The organism is Janthinobacterium sp. LS2A (genome assembly GCF_036543145.1).
Lineage (GTDB): Bacteria > Pseudomonadota > Gammaproteobacteria > Burkholderiales > Burkholderiaceae_D > Janthinobacterium > Janthinobacterium aestuarii.
In genome coordinates this window covers 63,251-78,764 of sequence record NZ_JAZHPB010000007.1, presented here as the reverse complement: position 1 = coordinate 78,764, position 15,514 = coordinate 63,251, and the positions used below count along the sequence as shown (strand labels likewise).

14 protein-coding genes are annotated in these 15,514 nt (G+C 61.6%); 12 read left to right on the top strand and 2 right to left on the bottom strand.

Annotated features, from left to right (window positions below):
• Positions 1-31 precede the first annotated feature (31 nt).
• Positions 32-1,555 carry an amidophosphoribosyltransferase gene (purF, locus tag V3C40_RS19895; RefSeq protein ID WP_034750508.1) on the top strand — a complete coding sequence of 508 codons (1,524 nt, stop codon included), beginning with the start codon at positions 32-34 and terminating at the stop codon, positions 1,553-1,555.
• Positions 1,556-1,661: 106 nt separating this feature from the next.
• The gene (locus V3C40_RS19890; RefSeq protein ID WP_331778326.1) at positions 1,662-2,903 is read left to right on the top strand and encodes a cystathionine gamma-synthase family protein; all 1,242 of its coding nucleotides are present in this window, start codon (positions 1,662-1,664) and stop codon (positions 2,901-2,903) included.
• 70 nt (positions 2,904-2,973) lie between these two features.
• On the opposite strand, the gene lexA is transcribed toward V3C40_RS19890, so the two are convergent.
• Positions 2,974-3,609: a transcriptional repressor LexA gene (lexA, locus tag V3C40_RS19885; RefSeq protein WP_034750502.1), complete on the bottom strand. Its 636-nt coding sequence runs from the start codon at positions 3,607-3,609 to the stop codon at positions 2,974-2,976.
• 275 nt (positions 3,610-3,884) lie between these two features.
• Here lexA and rpsF point away from each other — a divergent pair, with 275 nt between their 5' ends.
• The 7 genes from rpsF to V3C40_RS19850 all read left to right on the top strand — a co-directional run bounded on the left by rpsF (position 3,885) and on the right by V3C40_RS19850 (position 8,685).
• On the top strand, positions 3,885-4,274 hold the full coding sequence (gene rpsF, locus V3C40_RS19880) for a 30S ribosomal protein S6 (protein WP_034750499.1): 390 nt from the start codon (positions 3,885-3,887) through the stop codon (positions 4,272-4,274).
• 20 nt (positions 4,275-4,294) lie between these two features.
• Positions 4,295-4,603, top strand: coding sequence for a primosomal replication protein N (gene priB, locus V3C40_RS19875; RefSeq protein ID WP_071322552.1), 309 nt, complete (start codon positions 4,295-4,297; stop codon positions 4,601-4,603).
• A gap of 15 nt (positions 4,604-4,618) precedes the next feature.
• A complete protein-coding gene (rpsR, locus tag V3C40_RS19870; RefSeq protein ID WP_010400024.1) occupies positions 4,619-4,909 on the top strand; it encodes a 30S ribosomal protein S18 in 291 nt (96 codons plus the stop codon).
• A 27-nt stretch (positions 4,910-4,936) separates the two neighbouring features.
• On the top strand, positions 4,937-5,392 hold the full coding sequence (rplI, locus tag V3C40_RS19865) for a 50S ribosomal protein L9 (RefSeq protein WP_034783456.1): 456 nt from the start codon (positions 4,937-4,939) through the stop codon (positions 5,390-5,392).
• A 135-nt stretch (positions 5,393-5,527) separates the two neighbouring features.
• The gene (locus tag V3C40_RS19860; protein WP_034750488.1) at positions 5,528-6,913 is read left to right on the top strand and encodes a replicative DNA helicase; all 1,386 of its coding nucleotides are present in this window, start codon (positions 5,528-5,530) and stop codon (positions 6,911-6,913) included.
• 92 nt (positions 6,914-7,005) lie between these two features.
• The gene (locus V3C40_RS19855; RefSeq protein ID WP_010400015.1) at positions 7,006-7,632 is read left to right on the top strand and encodes a DUF47 domain-containing protein; all 627 of its coding nucleotides are present in this window, start codon (positions 7,006-7,008) and stop codon (positions 7,630-7,632) included.
• 39 nt (positions 7,633-7,671) lie between these two features.
• Positions 7,672-8,685, top strand: coding sequence for an inorganic phosphate transporter (locus V3C40_RS19850; protein ID WP_034750483.1), 1,014 nt, complete (start codon positions 7,672-7,674; stop codon positions 8,683-8,685).
• Between the two features lie 46 nt (positions 8,686-8,731).
• Here the strand turns inward: V3C40_RS19850 and V3C40_RS19845 are convergent, their stop codons facing one another.
• On the bottom strand, positions 8,732-9,628 hold the full coding sequence (locus V3C40_RS19845) for an MBL fold metallo-hydrolase (protein WP_331778325.1): 897 nt from the start codon (positions 9,626-9,628) through the stop codon (positions 8,732-8,734).
• Positions 9,629-9,826: 198 nt separating this feature from the next.
• Here V3C40_RS19845 and V3C40_RS19840 point away from each other — a divergent pair, with 198 nt between their 5' ends.
• The 3 genes from V3C40_RS19840 (at position 9,827) to V3C40_RS19830 (ending at position 15,500) form a co-directional block, all read left to right on the top strand.
• Positions 9,827-11,449 (top strand): GAF and HD-GYP domain-containing protein, encoded by a 1,623-nt coding sequence (locus V3C40_RS19840; protein ID WP_331778324.1) that lies wholly within the window; start codon positions 9,827-9,829, stop codon positions 11,447-11,449.
• Complete coding sequence (locus tag V3C40_RS19835) at positions 11,446-13,701, top strand: CHASE2 domain-containing protein (protein ID WP_331778323.1); 2,256 nt, start codon at positions 11,446-11,448, stop codon at positions 13,699-13,701. Before V3C40_RS19840 ends, V3C40_RS19835 begins: the two co-directional genes overlap by 4 nt.
• 188 nt (positions 13,702-13,889) lie before the next feature.
• Complete coding sequence (locus V3C40_RS19830; RefSeq protein WP_331778322.1) at positions 13,890-15,500, top strand: ShlB/FhaC/HecB family hemolysin secretion/activation protein; 1,611 nt, start codon at positions 13,890-13,892, stop codon at positions 15,498-15,500.
• Positions 15,501-15,514: the final 14 nt, after the last annotated feature.

The window sequence follows — 15,514 nt, the reverse complement described above, 5'->3', positions numbered from 1 at the left end:
TAAAATCAGTAGCACAGTTTAGGAGCACACCATGTGTGGCATCGTCGGCGTCGTTTCCCATCAACCTGTCAATCAATTGCTCTATGATGCATTGTTGCTCTTGCAACATCGCGGTCAGGACGCGGCAGGGATTGCGACCAATCACAGCAGTATGTTTTCCATGCACAAAGCCAACGGCCTCGTGCGTGACGTCTTCCGTACGCGCAACATGCGTTCGCTGCAAGGCACAACGGGCATCGGCCATTGCCGCTACCCGACGGCCGGTTCGTCGAGCGAAGAGGAAGCACAACCGTTCTATGTGAATGCGCCGTTCGGCATTACCCTGGCGCACAATGGCAACCTGACCAACTGGGAACAGTTGAAGCTGGAAATGTTCAAGAACGACCGCCGCCACATCAATACCGATTCCGATTCGGAAGTGCTGCTCAACGTACTGGCGCATGAAATCCAGGAAGCGACGACGGGCCTGAACCTGGACCCGGAAGCCATCTTCAAGGCCGTTACCGTGCTGAACCGCCGCGTCAAGGGCGGTTACGCCGCCGTTGCGCAAATCGCCGGCGTGGGCTTGCTGGCCTTCCGCGATCCGCACGGCATCCGTCCACTGTGCCTGGGCATCAATGAAACGGAGCAGGGTCCCGAATACCTGATCGCTTCCGAATCCGTGGCCCTGGAAGGCATGGGCTTCCGCTTCGTGCGCGACATCGGTCCCGGCGAAGCCGTCTTCATCGATGCCGACAAGAAATTGCACAGCGCCCAGTGCGCCGACAATGCCAGCCTGAACCCGTGCGTGTTCGAATTCGTCTACCTGGCCCGTCCCGACTCCGTCATCGACGGCGCCTCCGTGTACGCCACGCGCCTGAAAATGGGCGAATACCTGGCCGAGAAGATCCGCGCCGAATTGCCAGGCGTGCATATCGACGTGGTCATGCCGATTCCCGATTCCTCGCGTCCGGCCGCCATCCAGCTGGCCATGGCGCTGAACATCGAGTACCGCGAAGGCTTCATCAAGAACCGCTACATCGGCCGTACCTTCATCATGCCGGGCCAGGCGGCGCGCAAGAAATCCGTGCGCCAGAAGCTCAACGCGATCCCGTCCGAATTCAAGGATAAAGTGGTGCTGCTGGTCGACGATTCCATCGTGCGCGGCACCACCAGCCGTGAAATCGTGCAGATGGCGCGCGAAGCGGGCGCGACTAAGGTCATCTTCGCTTCGGCCGCGCCACCGGTCATCTACCCGAACGTGTACGGCATCGACATGCCGACGCGCGACGAGCTGATCGCCTACGGCCGCACGACGGAAGAAGTGTGCCGTGAAATCACGGCCGACTACCTGGTCTACCAGGATATCGGCGCGCTGAAGCAGGCGATCGCCGACGTTAACCCGGCCCTGACGAACTTTGAGGCATCGTGCTTCGATGGCGTGTACGTGACGGGCGACGTGTCGCAGGAATACCTGGACCGCCTGGAATATGCGCGCCACCATCCGAAGGCGGCAGCGCCCGAAGATACGCCGCGTTCCCAGCTGAACCTGAACCTGGCGACAACGGAAGCATAAGTACCTGCCCGGCCGATGCCGGGCTTTTTTTCGGGGTTGGATCTTCAGGTCTGACCCCGGCATTTGCCTTGGGTTACGCGGCAAATCGAACTCCGGAACTTCCACCATGACCAACAAAAAAACCTACGGCTTCACCACCACCATCCTGCACAACGACCGCCGCAAGGGCATCGAGCACGGCTCGCTGCACAAGCCCGTGCACACTTCCGTTGCCTTCGGTTACGCCGATGCGCGCCAGCTCGCGTCCGTGTTCCAGGGCAAGGAGCCGGGCTTCCGTTATGGCCGCCAAGGCAACCCGACCGTCTCCGCGCTGGAAGACAAGGTCAACAAGATGGAAGACGGCGTGGCGACTTTGTGCTTCGCCACCGGCATGGGCGCCATCGGCGCCGTGGTGCAATCGTTGCTGCGCGCGGGCGACCATGTCGTGTCGTCGGCCTTTTTGTTTGGCAACACCAACAGCCTGTGGCAAACAGTGACGGGGCAGGGCATGGCCGTGTCGTTCGTCGACGCTACCGATGTCGCCAACGTGGCTGCCGCCATCACGCCGGCCACGCGCATCGTGTTTGTGGAAACCATCGCCAATCCGCGCACGCAAATCGCCGACCTGAAGAAAATCGGCGACCTGTGCCGCGAGAAGGGCATTTTGTATATCGTCGACAATACGATGACGACGCCATATCTGTTCCGCCCGAAAGCTGTGGGCGCGGGCCTGGTGGTCAATGCCTTGACGAAATCCATCGGCGGCCACGGCAATGCCCTGGGCGGCAGCTTGACGGACACGGGCGTGTTCGACTGGACGCAGTATCCGAACATTTTCGAGAACTACAAGAAGGCGGCGCCCGCGCAGTGGGGCATCGCGCAAATCCGTGCCAAGGCTTTGCGCGACTTCGGCGCCTCGCTGGGGCCGGAAGCTGCGCATCATATCGCCGTCGGCGCGGAAACCATGGCCTTGCGCATGGATCGCACCTGCTCGAACGCTTTGGCGCTGGCCACCATGCTGCAGGCGGATCCAAGAGTGGCGGCCGTGCATTATCCTGGCCTGGCGTCGCACCCGCAGCATGCGCTGGCCACCGACTTGTTCCGCAGCTATGGCTCGTTGTTCAGCTTTGAGCTGAAAGATGGCATCGACTGCTTCGATTTCCTCAATCGTCTCAATCTTGCCATTCCCGCCAGCAACCTCGGCGACACGCGCACCCTGGTCATTCCCGTCGCCCACACGATTTTCTACGAGATGGGTGCCGAGCGCCGCGCCAGCATGGGCATCGCCGAATCGCTGATCCGCGTGTCCGTCGGTATCGAGGATGAAGCAGACTTATTGGAAGATTTCAGCAGCGCACTGGACGCATAAGCAGCCGCGCACCATGTAAAAAGGGCCGCGATAGTCATGCTGTCGCGGCCCTTTTTTTACGTGCGGCAGTTTAATGCCAGCTGCGCATCAGTCCGACGGCGAGGCCTTCCAACGCAAACTCGTCTTCGGGCGACACGGTGATCACCTTGAAGTCCGGATTTTCCGGCAGCAGTTCGATGACGGAGCCCGTCTTCTTGTAGCGCTTGACGGTGACTTCGTCGCCGATGCGGGCGACGACGATCTGGCCATTCTTGGCGCTGTCGACCTTTTTCACGGCCAGCAAGTCGCCATCCATGATGCCGGCGTCGCGCATGGACCAGCCGCGCACCTTCAGCAGGAAGTCGGGTTTGGCCGAGAACAGGGCCGGGTCGACGTTGTAGCTCGCTTCCAGGTTTTCCTGGGCCAGGATGGGCGAGCCTGCCGCCACCCGGCCGATCAGGGGCAGCGACATCAGCAGGGCTGCCGGCACTTTCGACGGCGGCGCTTCGGCGGCCGCACCGATCAGGCGGATGCCGCGCGAGGTGCCGGGCGAAATCTCGATCGCGCCCTTGCGGGCCAGGGCCTGCAAATGCTCTTCGGCCGCATTGGCCGATTTGAAACCCAGTTCATTGGCGATTTCGGCACGGGTGGGAGGAAAGCCCGTGTTTTCAATCGCGTCCTTGATCAGGTTCAGGATTTGTTCTTGTCGTGCTGTCAGCTTGATCATGAGCGGTGGGTGCATACTAAAATGCTGTCTATATGAACAGTCTGTATTTTTGTACAGTATCGCCCACTATGCAAGGGGATTTCCGTGTTTTGGGCGAATTTCGCAAGAAATACTTGTCCGCGGCCGGAAAGCACGGCGGCGCACGGGCTTTTCAGGCGCTTGTGGAAGGAATGATTGAAACGTTTGCAAAAGACGGTTATAATCTTCGGCTGACCTTCCCACACCCGTCTTGACGCCGGGGTGGGCGATTATCAATCCGACCTGAAGGAGTTTGCATGCGTCATTATGAAATAGTCTTTATCGTCCATCCGGACCAAAGCGAGCAAGTGCCCGCGATGATCGAACGCTACAAAGCCAGCGTAACCACCCGCGGCGGTTCGGTTCACCGCGTGGAAGATTGGGGCCGCCGTCAAATGGCTTACTCGATCCAAAAGCTGCCTAAAGCACACTACATCTGCCTGAACATCGAATGCGACAACGAGACCCTGGTCGAGTTGGAAACAGCATTCAAATTCAATGATGCCGTGTTGCGTCACCTGACCGTTAAAATGAAGAAAGCTGAAACAGCTCCTTCGCCGATGATGAAATCGGTACAACGCGAAGACGCGGCCAAAAGCCACCGCACCGAAGCACCAGCAGCCGCTCCAGCCGCAGCAGCAGCTTAATTCTTGACCAGGATCGTGCGCTGAACCAGCTACAAGTAACCGCCATCATTGCCGAGCGCGAAATATTGCGCTATACCCCGGCAGGGCTGCCGATTGTGAATGCAGTATTGCAACACAGTTCGCAGCAGATGGAAGCAGGGATTGCCCGTTTGACCGAGTTTGATGTTGCCGCCCTAGCCGCTGGCGAAATCTCAGGCAGGTTCAGTCAGGCAAGCTTGGGCGGGGTGTATCAGTTCACGGGTTTCCTGGCCAGGAAGAGCCGCAACAGCAAGAGTTTGGTGTTTCACATCATTGATTTTAGTGCAGTCACCCCGACTAGCGCATTTTAGATACAGGAGCCTGACATGGCATTCGGTAAAAAGTTCGACAAAAATAAGCTCAAGCTTAAAGAAAAACGCAAACAGCAAAACCCGTTGTTCAAACGCAAGAAGTTCTGCCGCTTCACCGCAGCTCACGTTGAGCAAGTCGACTACAAAGACGTCGACACGCTGAAAGACTTCGTCCAAGAAAACGGCAAGATCATGCCAGCACGCCTGACCGGTACCAAAGCGCACTACCAGCGCCAAGTTGACACCGCAATCAAGCGCGCTCGCTTCCTCGCGCTGCTGCCATACACCGATCTGCACCACGCTTAATCGGTCAGATATTCCTGGAGAAGAACTATGCAAATCATTCTGTTAGAAAAAGTTGTTAACGTCGGTAACCTCGGCGAAGTCGTCAAAGTCAAAGACGGTTACGCACGTAACTTCCTGATCCCGCAACGCCTGGCACGTCGTGCTACGGCAACCGCTGTGGCTGAATTCGAAGTCAAGCGCGCCGAACTGGAAAAAGCTGCTGCCGCCAAACTGGCCGCATCGCAAGCCCAGGGTGAAAAACTGAGCGGCCTGACCGTTCAAGTTGCTCAAAAAGCTGGTGTTGATGGCCGTCTGTTCGGTTCCGTCACCAACTTCGACATCGCTGAAGCGCTGACCAAGCAAGGTTTTGCTGTTGAAAAAGCACAAATCCGCATGCCTACCGGCCCGCTGAAGATCGTTGGCGAGCACAACGTTTCGGTTGCTCTGCACACCGACGTGGTCGTGGAAGTTGTTATCGCTGTCGTTCCAGACGCGAACGCGTAATTGTCTGCGGGCCTGGCCCGCAAGCATTGCCGCACTATGAAAAGCCGGGTTCGCCCGGCTTTTTTGTGGCCTTTTTTTCGCTCAATTTCAGCCCTTTATTTTTGCCATCACGCCGAAGCGGGTATAATTCGCGCCATGAACGCCCCCTCTGATCCGCAACTGGATTCCCTCCGTATTCCGCCGCATTCGATCGAAGCAGAACAATCCGTCATCGGTGGTCTGCTGCGCGACAATGCCGCGTATGACCGCATCGCCGACTTCATGCATGCGGAGGATTTCTATCGCTATGACCATCGCATCATCTTCGAGCAAATCGTCAAGATGGTTAACGCTTCCAAGCCAGCCGATGTCATTACTGTTTTTGAAACCCTGACCCAGCTCGGCAAGGCCGATGACGTGGGCGGACTCGCTTACCTGAACGCCATGGCGCAAAACACGCCATCGGCCGCGAACATCCGGCGTTACGCCGAGATCGTGCGCGACCGCGGCGTGCTGCGCAAGCTCATCACCGTCGCCGACGATATCTCCGGTACGGCCTTCAGCCCGCAAGGCAAGGAAGTCAAGCAGATGCTTGACGAGGCCGAATCGAAGATTTTCGCCATCGCCGAAGAAGGCGCGCGCGGCGCCCAGGGCTGGACCGCCATCCAGCCCCTGCTGACGCAGGTGGTCGAACGCATCGACGAACTGTACAGCCGCGACAACCAGAGTGAAATCACGGGCGTGCCCACCGGTTTCATCGACCTCGACCGCATGACCTCCGGTCTGCAGCCGGGCGACCTGGTAATCGTGGCGGGCCGTCCTTCGATGGGCAAGACGGCGTTTTCCGTCAACATCGGCGAAAACGTGGCCATCGACAGCGGCTTGCCCGTGGCCGTGTTCTCGATGGAGATGGGCGGCGCCCAGCTGGCCATGCGTATGCTCGGCTCCGTCGGACAGCTCGATCAGCACCGTTTGCGTACTGGCCGCCTGAACGACGAAGACTGGCCGCGCCTGACGAATGCGATCCAGAAGATGAACGACGCGCAGCTGTACATCGATGAAACGCCAGCGCTCAATTCCATCGAATTGCGCGCCCGCTCGCGCCGTTTGTCGCGTCAATGCGGCAAGCTGGGCCTGATCATCGTCGATTACTTGCAACTGATGTCGGCCAATACGCCGGGCGACAACCGCGCCACGGAGATTTCCGAGATTTCGCGGGGCTTGAAAGGCCTGGCGAAAGAACTCGGTTGCCCCGTGATCGCGCTGTCCCAGCTGAACCGCTCGCTGGAACAACGCCCGAACAAACGTCCTGTCATGTCCGACTTGCGCGAATCGGGCGCTATTGAGCAGGATGCCGACGTGATCCTGTTCATTTACCGCGACGAGGTGTATAACCCCGACTCGCCAGACAAGGGAACGGCCGAGATCATCATCGGTAAACAACGTAACGGTCCAATCGGCAGCATCCGCCTCACCTTCATGGGGCAGTACACCAAATTTGGCAATTACAGTGGTGGCCTGGCGCTTTACCAAGGCGACTAAGACTCAGCAGCACTGGCACCCCATCGCTGCCCCCTCTTGCGGGGCGGCTTTCTGTAGTAAATAACACGACTCAATGCTTAACGGAGAATGACATGTTTGGACGCTTGATGCCCACTGAGGGCAAGTTTTTTGAATTGTTTAACCAGCACGCGGAACTGTGCGTCAAGGGCGCCAAAGAGATGCTCGGCCTGATGACCAATTTCGACGACCTGGAAAACCGCGTGCATGCGATCGAAAGCATCGAGAAACAGGCGGACAAAGTCACCTACGCCACCGTGGAAATGCTGCACAAGACCTTCATCACGCCGATCGACCGCGACGACATCCATCAGCTGATCACGCGCCAGGACGACATCCTCGACCTGCTGGAAGATGCGGCGCAAACCGTCTCGCTGTACGACCTGAAGGCCGTCACGCCGGAAGCCAAGCGCCTGGCCGAACTGGTGCTGGCCTGTACCGAAAAAGTGCGCGACGCCGTCGCCATGCTGCACAACATGGACAACTCGCGCAAGATCGTCGCCATCTGCGAAGAGATCGACCGCCTGGAGTCGGATGCCGACCACGTGATGCGCGCCGCCATGTCCAAACTGTTCCGCGACGAACCGGACGTGCGCAACCTGATCAAGCTGAAAGCGATCTACGAAATTCTGGAAACCGTGACCGACCGTTGCGAAGATGTGTCCAATATTATCGAAGGCATCATCGTCGAAAACGCGTAAGCGTTGGGCCTGTCCTGAACCAGAATCAGAAAAGAAACTATAATGACCATACAAATCAGCATCTACGTGCTAGGCCTGTTGATCGTCCTGGCGCTGCTGTTTGACTTCATGAACGGCTTCCACGATGCCGCCAACGCGATTGCCACGGTGGTCTCGACGGGCGTATTGAAACCGCAGACCGCGGTTGCCATGGCTGCCACGTTCAACTTCGTCGCCATCTTCGTGTTCCACCAGCTGACCGTGGCCGCCACGGTGGGCAAGGGCACCATCGATCCGGCAGTGATCGACCAGTACGTGATCTTCGGCGCGCTGATGGGCGCCATCTTCTGGAATTTGTTTACCTGGTACTACGGCATTCCATCGTCGTCCTCGCACGCGCTGATCGGCGGCCTGGTGGGCGCAGCTGTCGCCAAGTCCGGCACGGGTGCGCTGGTCGCGGCCGGCCTGTGGAAAACCGTCGCCTTCATCGTCATCGCACCGGTACTGGGCTTCGTGTTCGGCTCCATCATGATGCTGATCGTGTCATGGATATTCGTGCGTTCGACGCCGCGCAAGGTCGACAAGTGGTTCCGCCGTTTGCAACTGGTCTCGGCGGCCGCCTACAGCCTGGGCCACGGCGGCAACGATGCGCAAAAAACCATCGGCATCATCTGGATGCTGCTGATCGCCGCAGGCTACTCCAGTTCGGCCGACGCCATGCCGCCGATGTGGGTCATCATCTCGTGTTATACGGCCATCAGCTTTGGCACCCTGTTCGGTGGCTGGCGCATTGTCAAGACCATGGGCCAGAAGATCACCAAGCTCAAACCGGTCGGCGGCTTCTGCGCCGAAACCGGTGGCGCGATCACCCTGTTCGTCTCCACGGCGCTGGGCATTCCCGTGTCGACCACGCACACCATCACGGGCGCCATCGTCGGCGTCGGCTCGTCGCAGAAGATGTCGGCCGTGCGCTGGGGCGTGGCAGGCAATATCGTCTGGGCCTGGATCTTCACGATTCCTGCCTCCGCGTTTGTTGCAGCAGTCGCTTGGTGGATTGGCCACCACATCATGTAATGGATAGTCAACGCCAGTAAAAAGGGAGCCTTGCGGCTCCCTTTTTTTATGTGCAGGCCAGTTCCACCGTCAGCCCCTCGCTGGCGAGGAACACTTGCAAACCGGCCAGGCGGCTGCTGTAGCGGCCCATCACGTCGGCAAACACGGCTTCGAGCTGCTCGTCGCTGCGGGTCGGTTCGTGGTGGGTGCAGTACAGGCGCCGCGCGCCGCAGCGCAGGGCCAGGTCGAAGGCGGCGTCGAAGGTGCCGTGGCCCCAGCCCTGTTTGCCCGGGTATTCCTCGCGCGTGTACGAGCAATCCATGATCAGCGCGTCGACGCCGGCGATGAGCGCATCGATGCGGGCCTGGCGCTGCGCATTGCGCTCTGAGCACGCCGCATGCTCGGCGTGGCCGGGCGGATGCAGGTTGTAGAACGGTTCATGGTCGCCGCTGAAAAACAGCGAGGCGCCGCCGCAGTCGATGCGGTAGCCGAGGTTGACGACGGGATGGTTCATTTCCGCGCCACGCACGCGCGCGCCGCCCACCTCGACGGCTTCGCCCGGTGCCAGGGTGCGGTACTCGATGCAGGCCGCCATGGCCGCTTCGCTGACGGGGAAATAACTGCCTTGCAGCTGGACCGCCATCACGTGTTCGATGCCGCGCCCGCTGATGCCGTCAAAGGCGCCATGCAGGCGCATGCGGTTGCCGGCCACGAACAGGGGCGAGAACATGGGCAAGCCGTGGATGTGGTCCCAGTGGCTGTGCGTGATAAAGACGTGCGCGTCGACGGGCTGGCCCGGCGGCAGTTGCTGCGCCAGCGAAAAGATGCCGCTGCCCGCATCGAGAATGATCAGGCTATCGTTGTCGGTGCGCACTTCGATGCACGTGGTGTTGCCGCCGTAGCGCGCCGTGCGCGGGCCGGGGGAGGGGATGGAGCCGCGCACACCCCTGAACGTGAATTTCATTCAGTACCTTGTTACAGTGTAATTATTGTTGATTCTATTCTAATTAATGAGATTGGCGGCAACATTTATGCGTGTTGTGATACGGAAAGTAATTTCATTTTGTTGTGACTAAGTAATGTACAGTGCGCGGGACGGCCGTTACACTGGCGCTTGCCGACTTCCCCTTTTTTGCTTGCCCATTACCTGATTGCCACCAATATGCCTCAGTTGCACCCTGAGAAAATCGCCCACAGACTGGAGCAATTGACCGAACTCAGTGTCGCGCTCGGCCACGGCCTGGGCGGCGAGGGACACGACATTGGCGCGCTGTTGCAGCGCATCGTGCTGCTGGCAAAAAGCATGAGCGGCGCCGATGGCGCCACCCTGTACCGGCCCGCGCTCGAAGGCCGCCAGCTGGCGTTCGACATCAGCGTCAACGACAGCCTGGGCATCGCGCAGGGGGCGGACATGGGCTTGTCTGGCGTGCCCCTGTTCGATGGCGCGGACCAGCCGAACCTGGCATCGGTGGCCGCGTATGCGGCGAACATGCGCCGCAGCGTGAATATCGCCGACGTCTACCGCGACGAGGCCTTCAATTTTTCCGGCATGCGCGAGTTCGACCGCCACCACGGCTACCACACGCAATCGATCCTGACGGTGCCCATGAGCGACCATGAGGGCGACCTGATCGGCGTGCTGCAGCTGGTCAATGCCAAGGATGGCGAGACGGGGCAGGTGCGCGCCTTTTCGTCCACCGACCAGCGCTTCATCGAGGCCTTGGCCGCGCAGGCGGGCGTGGCGCTGACGAATCAATTGCTGATCTCGCAGCTGGAAGAGCTGCTCGAATCGCTCGTTACCTTGATCAATATCGGCATCGATGAAAAGTCGCCGTACACGGGCCGCCACTGCCAGTTCGTGCCCGAGCTGACGATGCTGCTGGCCGACGCCGCGCACGCCACGCAAACGGGGCCGCTGGCCGATTTCCGGCTCAGCGACAACGAGCGCAAGCAGCTGTGGCTGGCCGGCCTGCTGCACGATTGCGGCAAGATCACCACGCCCGTGCACGTGGTCGATAAGGCCACCAAGCTGGAAACCATTTTCGACCGCATCGCCCTGATCGATACGCGCTACGAAGTGCTGCTGCGCGACGCCGAGATCGAGGCCCTGCGCCAGCAGGCGGCGCAGCCGCAGCAAAAAGATGCCATCGCCCGCGCACTGGAGCAGGAGCAGGCGGCGCTGCGCGAGGAACGCGACTTTATCCGCACGGTCAATATCGGCGGCGAAAGCATGGCGCAGGCCGACCAGGAGCGCGTGCGGCAGATCGCCAGGCGCCGCTGGCGCGCAGCCGACGGCGAACTGCGCGATTTTCTCGACGCCGACGAGACGGAAAACCTGACCATTCGCGCCGGCACGCTGACGGCGGCCGAGCGGGCCATCGTCAACAACCATATCAGCGTGTCGATCCGCATGCTCGAAGCGCTGCCGTGGCCCAAGCACCTGCAAAAGGTGCCCGAATATGCGGGCGGCCACCACGAGCGCATGGATGGCAAGGGCTATCCACGGGGGCTGACGAAAGAGCAGATGTCGGTGCCTGCGAGGCTGATGGCCATCGCCGACATTTTCGAGGCGCTGACGGCGCGCGACCGGCCCTACAAGAAGGGCAAGTCGCTGTCCGAATCGCTGCGCATCCTCGGTAATTTCAGCCTGAACGGGCATATCGACCCTGAGCTGTTCGACGTTTTCATCCGCAGCAAGGTCTATCTGACCTTCGCTGAAAAGCACATGCATCCGAGCCAGATCGATGCCGTCGACGAGGCGGCCATTCCGGGCTATACCCCTTGAAGCTGTCGCAGGCCTGGCGCAAGCATGGGGCGCGGTCGCTGCTGGGCATACTGCTGACTCTGGCGGCGGCCGTGTTGTGCCTCGCCGGCAACGACACAGTCGCGCGGCTGGACGCCATGCTGGGCGACTGGCGCATGCGCGCGGAAACGCCGCAGATGGACCGCCGCATCGTCATCGTCGACATCGATGAGCAAAGCCTGGCCAAGGTGGGCCGTTTTCCTTGGAGCCGCGACATCCAGGCGCGCCTGGTGCGCCAGCTCGCCGGCCATTATGGCGTGGCCGCGCTGGGCTTCGATATTGCGTTTCCCGAAGCGGACACCAGTTCCGGCTACGCCGTGCTGCAAGGACTGGCGCAGGGCGAACTGGCGGGCGTGGCCGGCTTGCCGGCGCAGCTGGAAAAACTGCGTCCGGCCATGGATTACGACAGCCTGTTCGCCGAGGCCATGCGCGGCCAGCCCGTGGTGCTCGGCTACAGCGTCTCGGAGCAGCAAAGAAAGGGCGTGCTGCCCAAGCCCGCCTTCACGGTCGCCGACCTGAATGGCCGCACGGTGACGGCCTATGTGGCGCGCGGCTACGAAGCCAATATCGCGCCCCTGCAGGCGGTCGCGCAAGGCGCCGGCATCTTCACGGCGCTGACCGATGCCGATGGCGTCGTGCGTTCCTCGACCCTGTTGCAGCGCATCGGCGATGGCTATTATCCTTCGCTGTCGCTGGCTACCGTCGCCGTCTACCTGCAGGCGCGCGCCATCGCCCCCCGTTTCACGGGCACGGCCGATACCCTGTCGGCGCGCGAACTGGCCAGCGGCGGCCTTGAACACATCATGCTGTTCACGCCGCGCGGCGCGCTGGCGATCCCCGTGGGCGAAGCCTTGACGACGACGGTGCAGTATCGCGGCGCGGGCGGCCCCGATGGCGGCGCCTTCCGTTATGTGTCGGCGTCCGACGTGCTGGCCGGCACGGTGCCCCCCGCGCTGCTCAAGGGTGCCATCGTGCTGGTGGGCACGACGGCGCCCGGCTTGAACGATATCCGCGCCACGCCCGTGAATGCCGAGTATCCGGGGGTGGAGGTACACGCCAACCTGATCAAGTCCATGCTCGACGGGCGTTTCAAGGCGCGGCCCGATTATGCGCTGGCATTGGAACTGGTGCAGATACTGCTGTTTGGCCTGCTGCTGGCCGGCGCCCTGGCCGTGCTGCCGCCGGCCGGCGTGATGCTGGCGACGCTGGGCGCGCTGGCGGCCGCCATCGGCATCAATCTGTACCTGTACGCCGCGCACGACCTGGTGCTGGGCGGCGCCGTGCTGCTGTTGCTGATCGTTGCGCTGTTCATCGCCAACCTGGCGTGGGGTTACTTTTTCGAGGTGCGCAAGGGACGCGCGCTGGTGGCCCGTTTCGGCGAATACGTGGCGCCCGAGCTGGTGGCCGAGATGGCCGACGATCCGCGCCGCTACACGATGGAGGGCGAGAACCGCGAACTGACGGTGCTGTTTGCCGACGTGCGCGGTTTCACGGCCATTTCCGAGCAGCTGGCGCCGGCCGCCCTGCGCGAATACATCAACGAATACCTGACGGCCATGTCGGAAGATATCCGCGACAGCCATGGCGGCACCCTGGACAAATACATCGGCGATGCCGTGATGGCATTCTGGGGCGCGCCCGTCTCCTTTGGCGATCACGCCAGCCGGGCCGTGGCCAGCGCCCTGCTGATGCAGGGCAGCGCGGCGCGGCTGAACCAGCAGTTTTACGCGCGCGGCTGGCCGGCGCTGCGCATCGGCATCGGCATCAATACGGGGCCCATGCATGTGGGCGACATGGGTTCGCGCATCCGCCGCGCCTATACCGTGATGGGCGACAGCGTCAACCTGGCCGCGCGCCTGGAAGGGGCCAGCAAGCTGTATGGCGTGGGCATCGTCGTGGGCGAGGTTACGCGCGCCGCCGCCCCGGACTTTCTATACCGCGAGCTCGACCGCGTCAGAGTGGTCGGCAAGCAGGAAGCGGTGGCCATTTTCGAGCCGCGCTGCCCGCTGGCCGGCGCCCCTGCCGCCGAACTGGCGCAGCTCGAGCGCTGGCACGCGGTGCTGGCCAGTCTGCGCGCGCGCGGCTGGGCGGCGGCCGGCGCGCAGCTGGCCCGCTTGCAGGCGGACTTTCCCGGCGATGGCTTGTACCGGCTGTATGCGGCGCGCCTGGAGCAATACCAGAACGCGCCGCCGCCCGCCGGCTGGGATGGCGTGACGGAATTGCACAGCAAATAGCCGGCCAATGCGGCATTTTTCATCATTCTCGGCGCACTGTTTGTTGCGTTGCGATAAAAATCAGGGAGAAATGTTAGAAATTTCTGACTGGAAACTAAAAGCCGTCTAAAATTTGTCTTCAATCCATTGTCGGACATGCAGGCGCCTGCGGGCCGCGCGCTTGTCCGGTTACACAAGAAATCCTTCACATGACATATCGTTTGGTGCACCTGCTTGCGGGTTCCGCGCTGCTGTTCGCCGTCGGCGCCGCCGGCGCTGCTGTTTCCATGGATGACGCTACCCCTGCCGCGCAGGAAGACGGCGTGCCGCGCTTCGAAATCCGCCGCTTCGACGTCCAGGGCAATACCCTGCTCACGTCCGCGCAGGTGCAAGCCTTGCTGGCGCCCTTTACGGGCGTGCAGCGCGATTTTTCCGACATCGCCCGCGCCGTCGAGGCGCTGGAAGCGGCCTACCGTGAGCGCGGTTACAGCGCCGTGCAGGTGCAATTGCCCGAGCAGGAACTGGAACGGGACGTGGTGCGCCTGAGCGTGCTGCAAACGCCGCTGGGCAAGGTCGCCATCAGCGGCAACATCTACGCCGATGAGGCCAACGTGCGGCGCGCCTTGCCGTCTCTGCGTGAAGGCGAGACGCCGAACCTGCCGGCCCTGTCGCAAAGCCTGAAGCTGGCCAATGAAAACCCGGCGCGCAAGATCGAAGTGCGGCTGCAGGCCGACGAGCCGGCGGGCGCCATCGACGCCATCGTCACGGTGGCCGATGAAAAGCCGTGGAAAGCCATGCTCAACGTGGACAATACGGGCAATGCGCAAACGGGCAAGACACACGTGGGCGTCGTGCTCCAGCATGCCAACCTGTTCGGGCTCGACCATGTGGCCAGCCTGCAGTACACGAGCAGCCTGGAAAAGCCCGACAAGGTGGGCGTGTATGGCGCCGGCTACCATTTGCCGCTGTATGCGCTGGGCGACTCGATGGACTTTTTCGCCAGCTATTCGAACGTCGATTCGGGCAGCGTCTCGGCCGGCATCTTCGACCTGGCCGTCAGCGGCCAGGGCAGCATGGCCGGCATCCGCTACAACCAGAACTTTGCCCGCAGCGGCGACTTCGAACCGAAGCTCGTGTACGGCATCGATTACAAGGCTTACCGCAACAGCGTGCAGCTGTTCGGCATGGAACTGGGCGCCGACGTCACCGTGCATCCGCTCAGCATCAGCTACATCGGCAACTGGACCTTGCCCACGGGCGAGACGAGCGTGGCGGTCACCTTCGCGCACAATATCCCTGGCGGCAAGCATGGTGCGCAAGCCGATTTCGACCGGGTGCGCGCGCATGCGAAGGCCGCCTACAACACCTTGCGCCTGAGTGCCAGCACGGGGCGCGTGCTGGCCGGCGACTGGCAGTGGCGCGCGCTCGTCAATGCGCAAGTCACGCCGGACGCGCTGGTGCCGGGCGAGCAGTTCGGCGCCGGCGGCGCCGCGTCCGTGCGCGGCTTTGCCGAGCGCGAGGTATCGAATGATTCGGGCGTCAACCTGAACCTGGAGTGGTACACGCCGAACTGGTGCGGCCAGGCGCTCGGCTACCAATGCCGCGCGCTGGCGTTCTATGACACGGCCTGGCTGCGCCGCAACCATGGCTTGCCCGGCGAAAGCGCGTCGCAAGGCATCAGCAGCGGCGGCCTCGGCCTGCGTTTGCTGCTGAGCCGCTACGCCAATCTGCAACTCGATTACGCCCATGTCGTCAATGGCGGCGACACGGGACAGCGGGGCGCCAACCGCCTGCATTTCCGCCTCGCCTTGGCCTACTAGTATCAGGATGAACA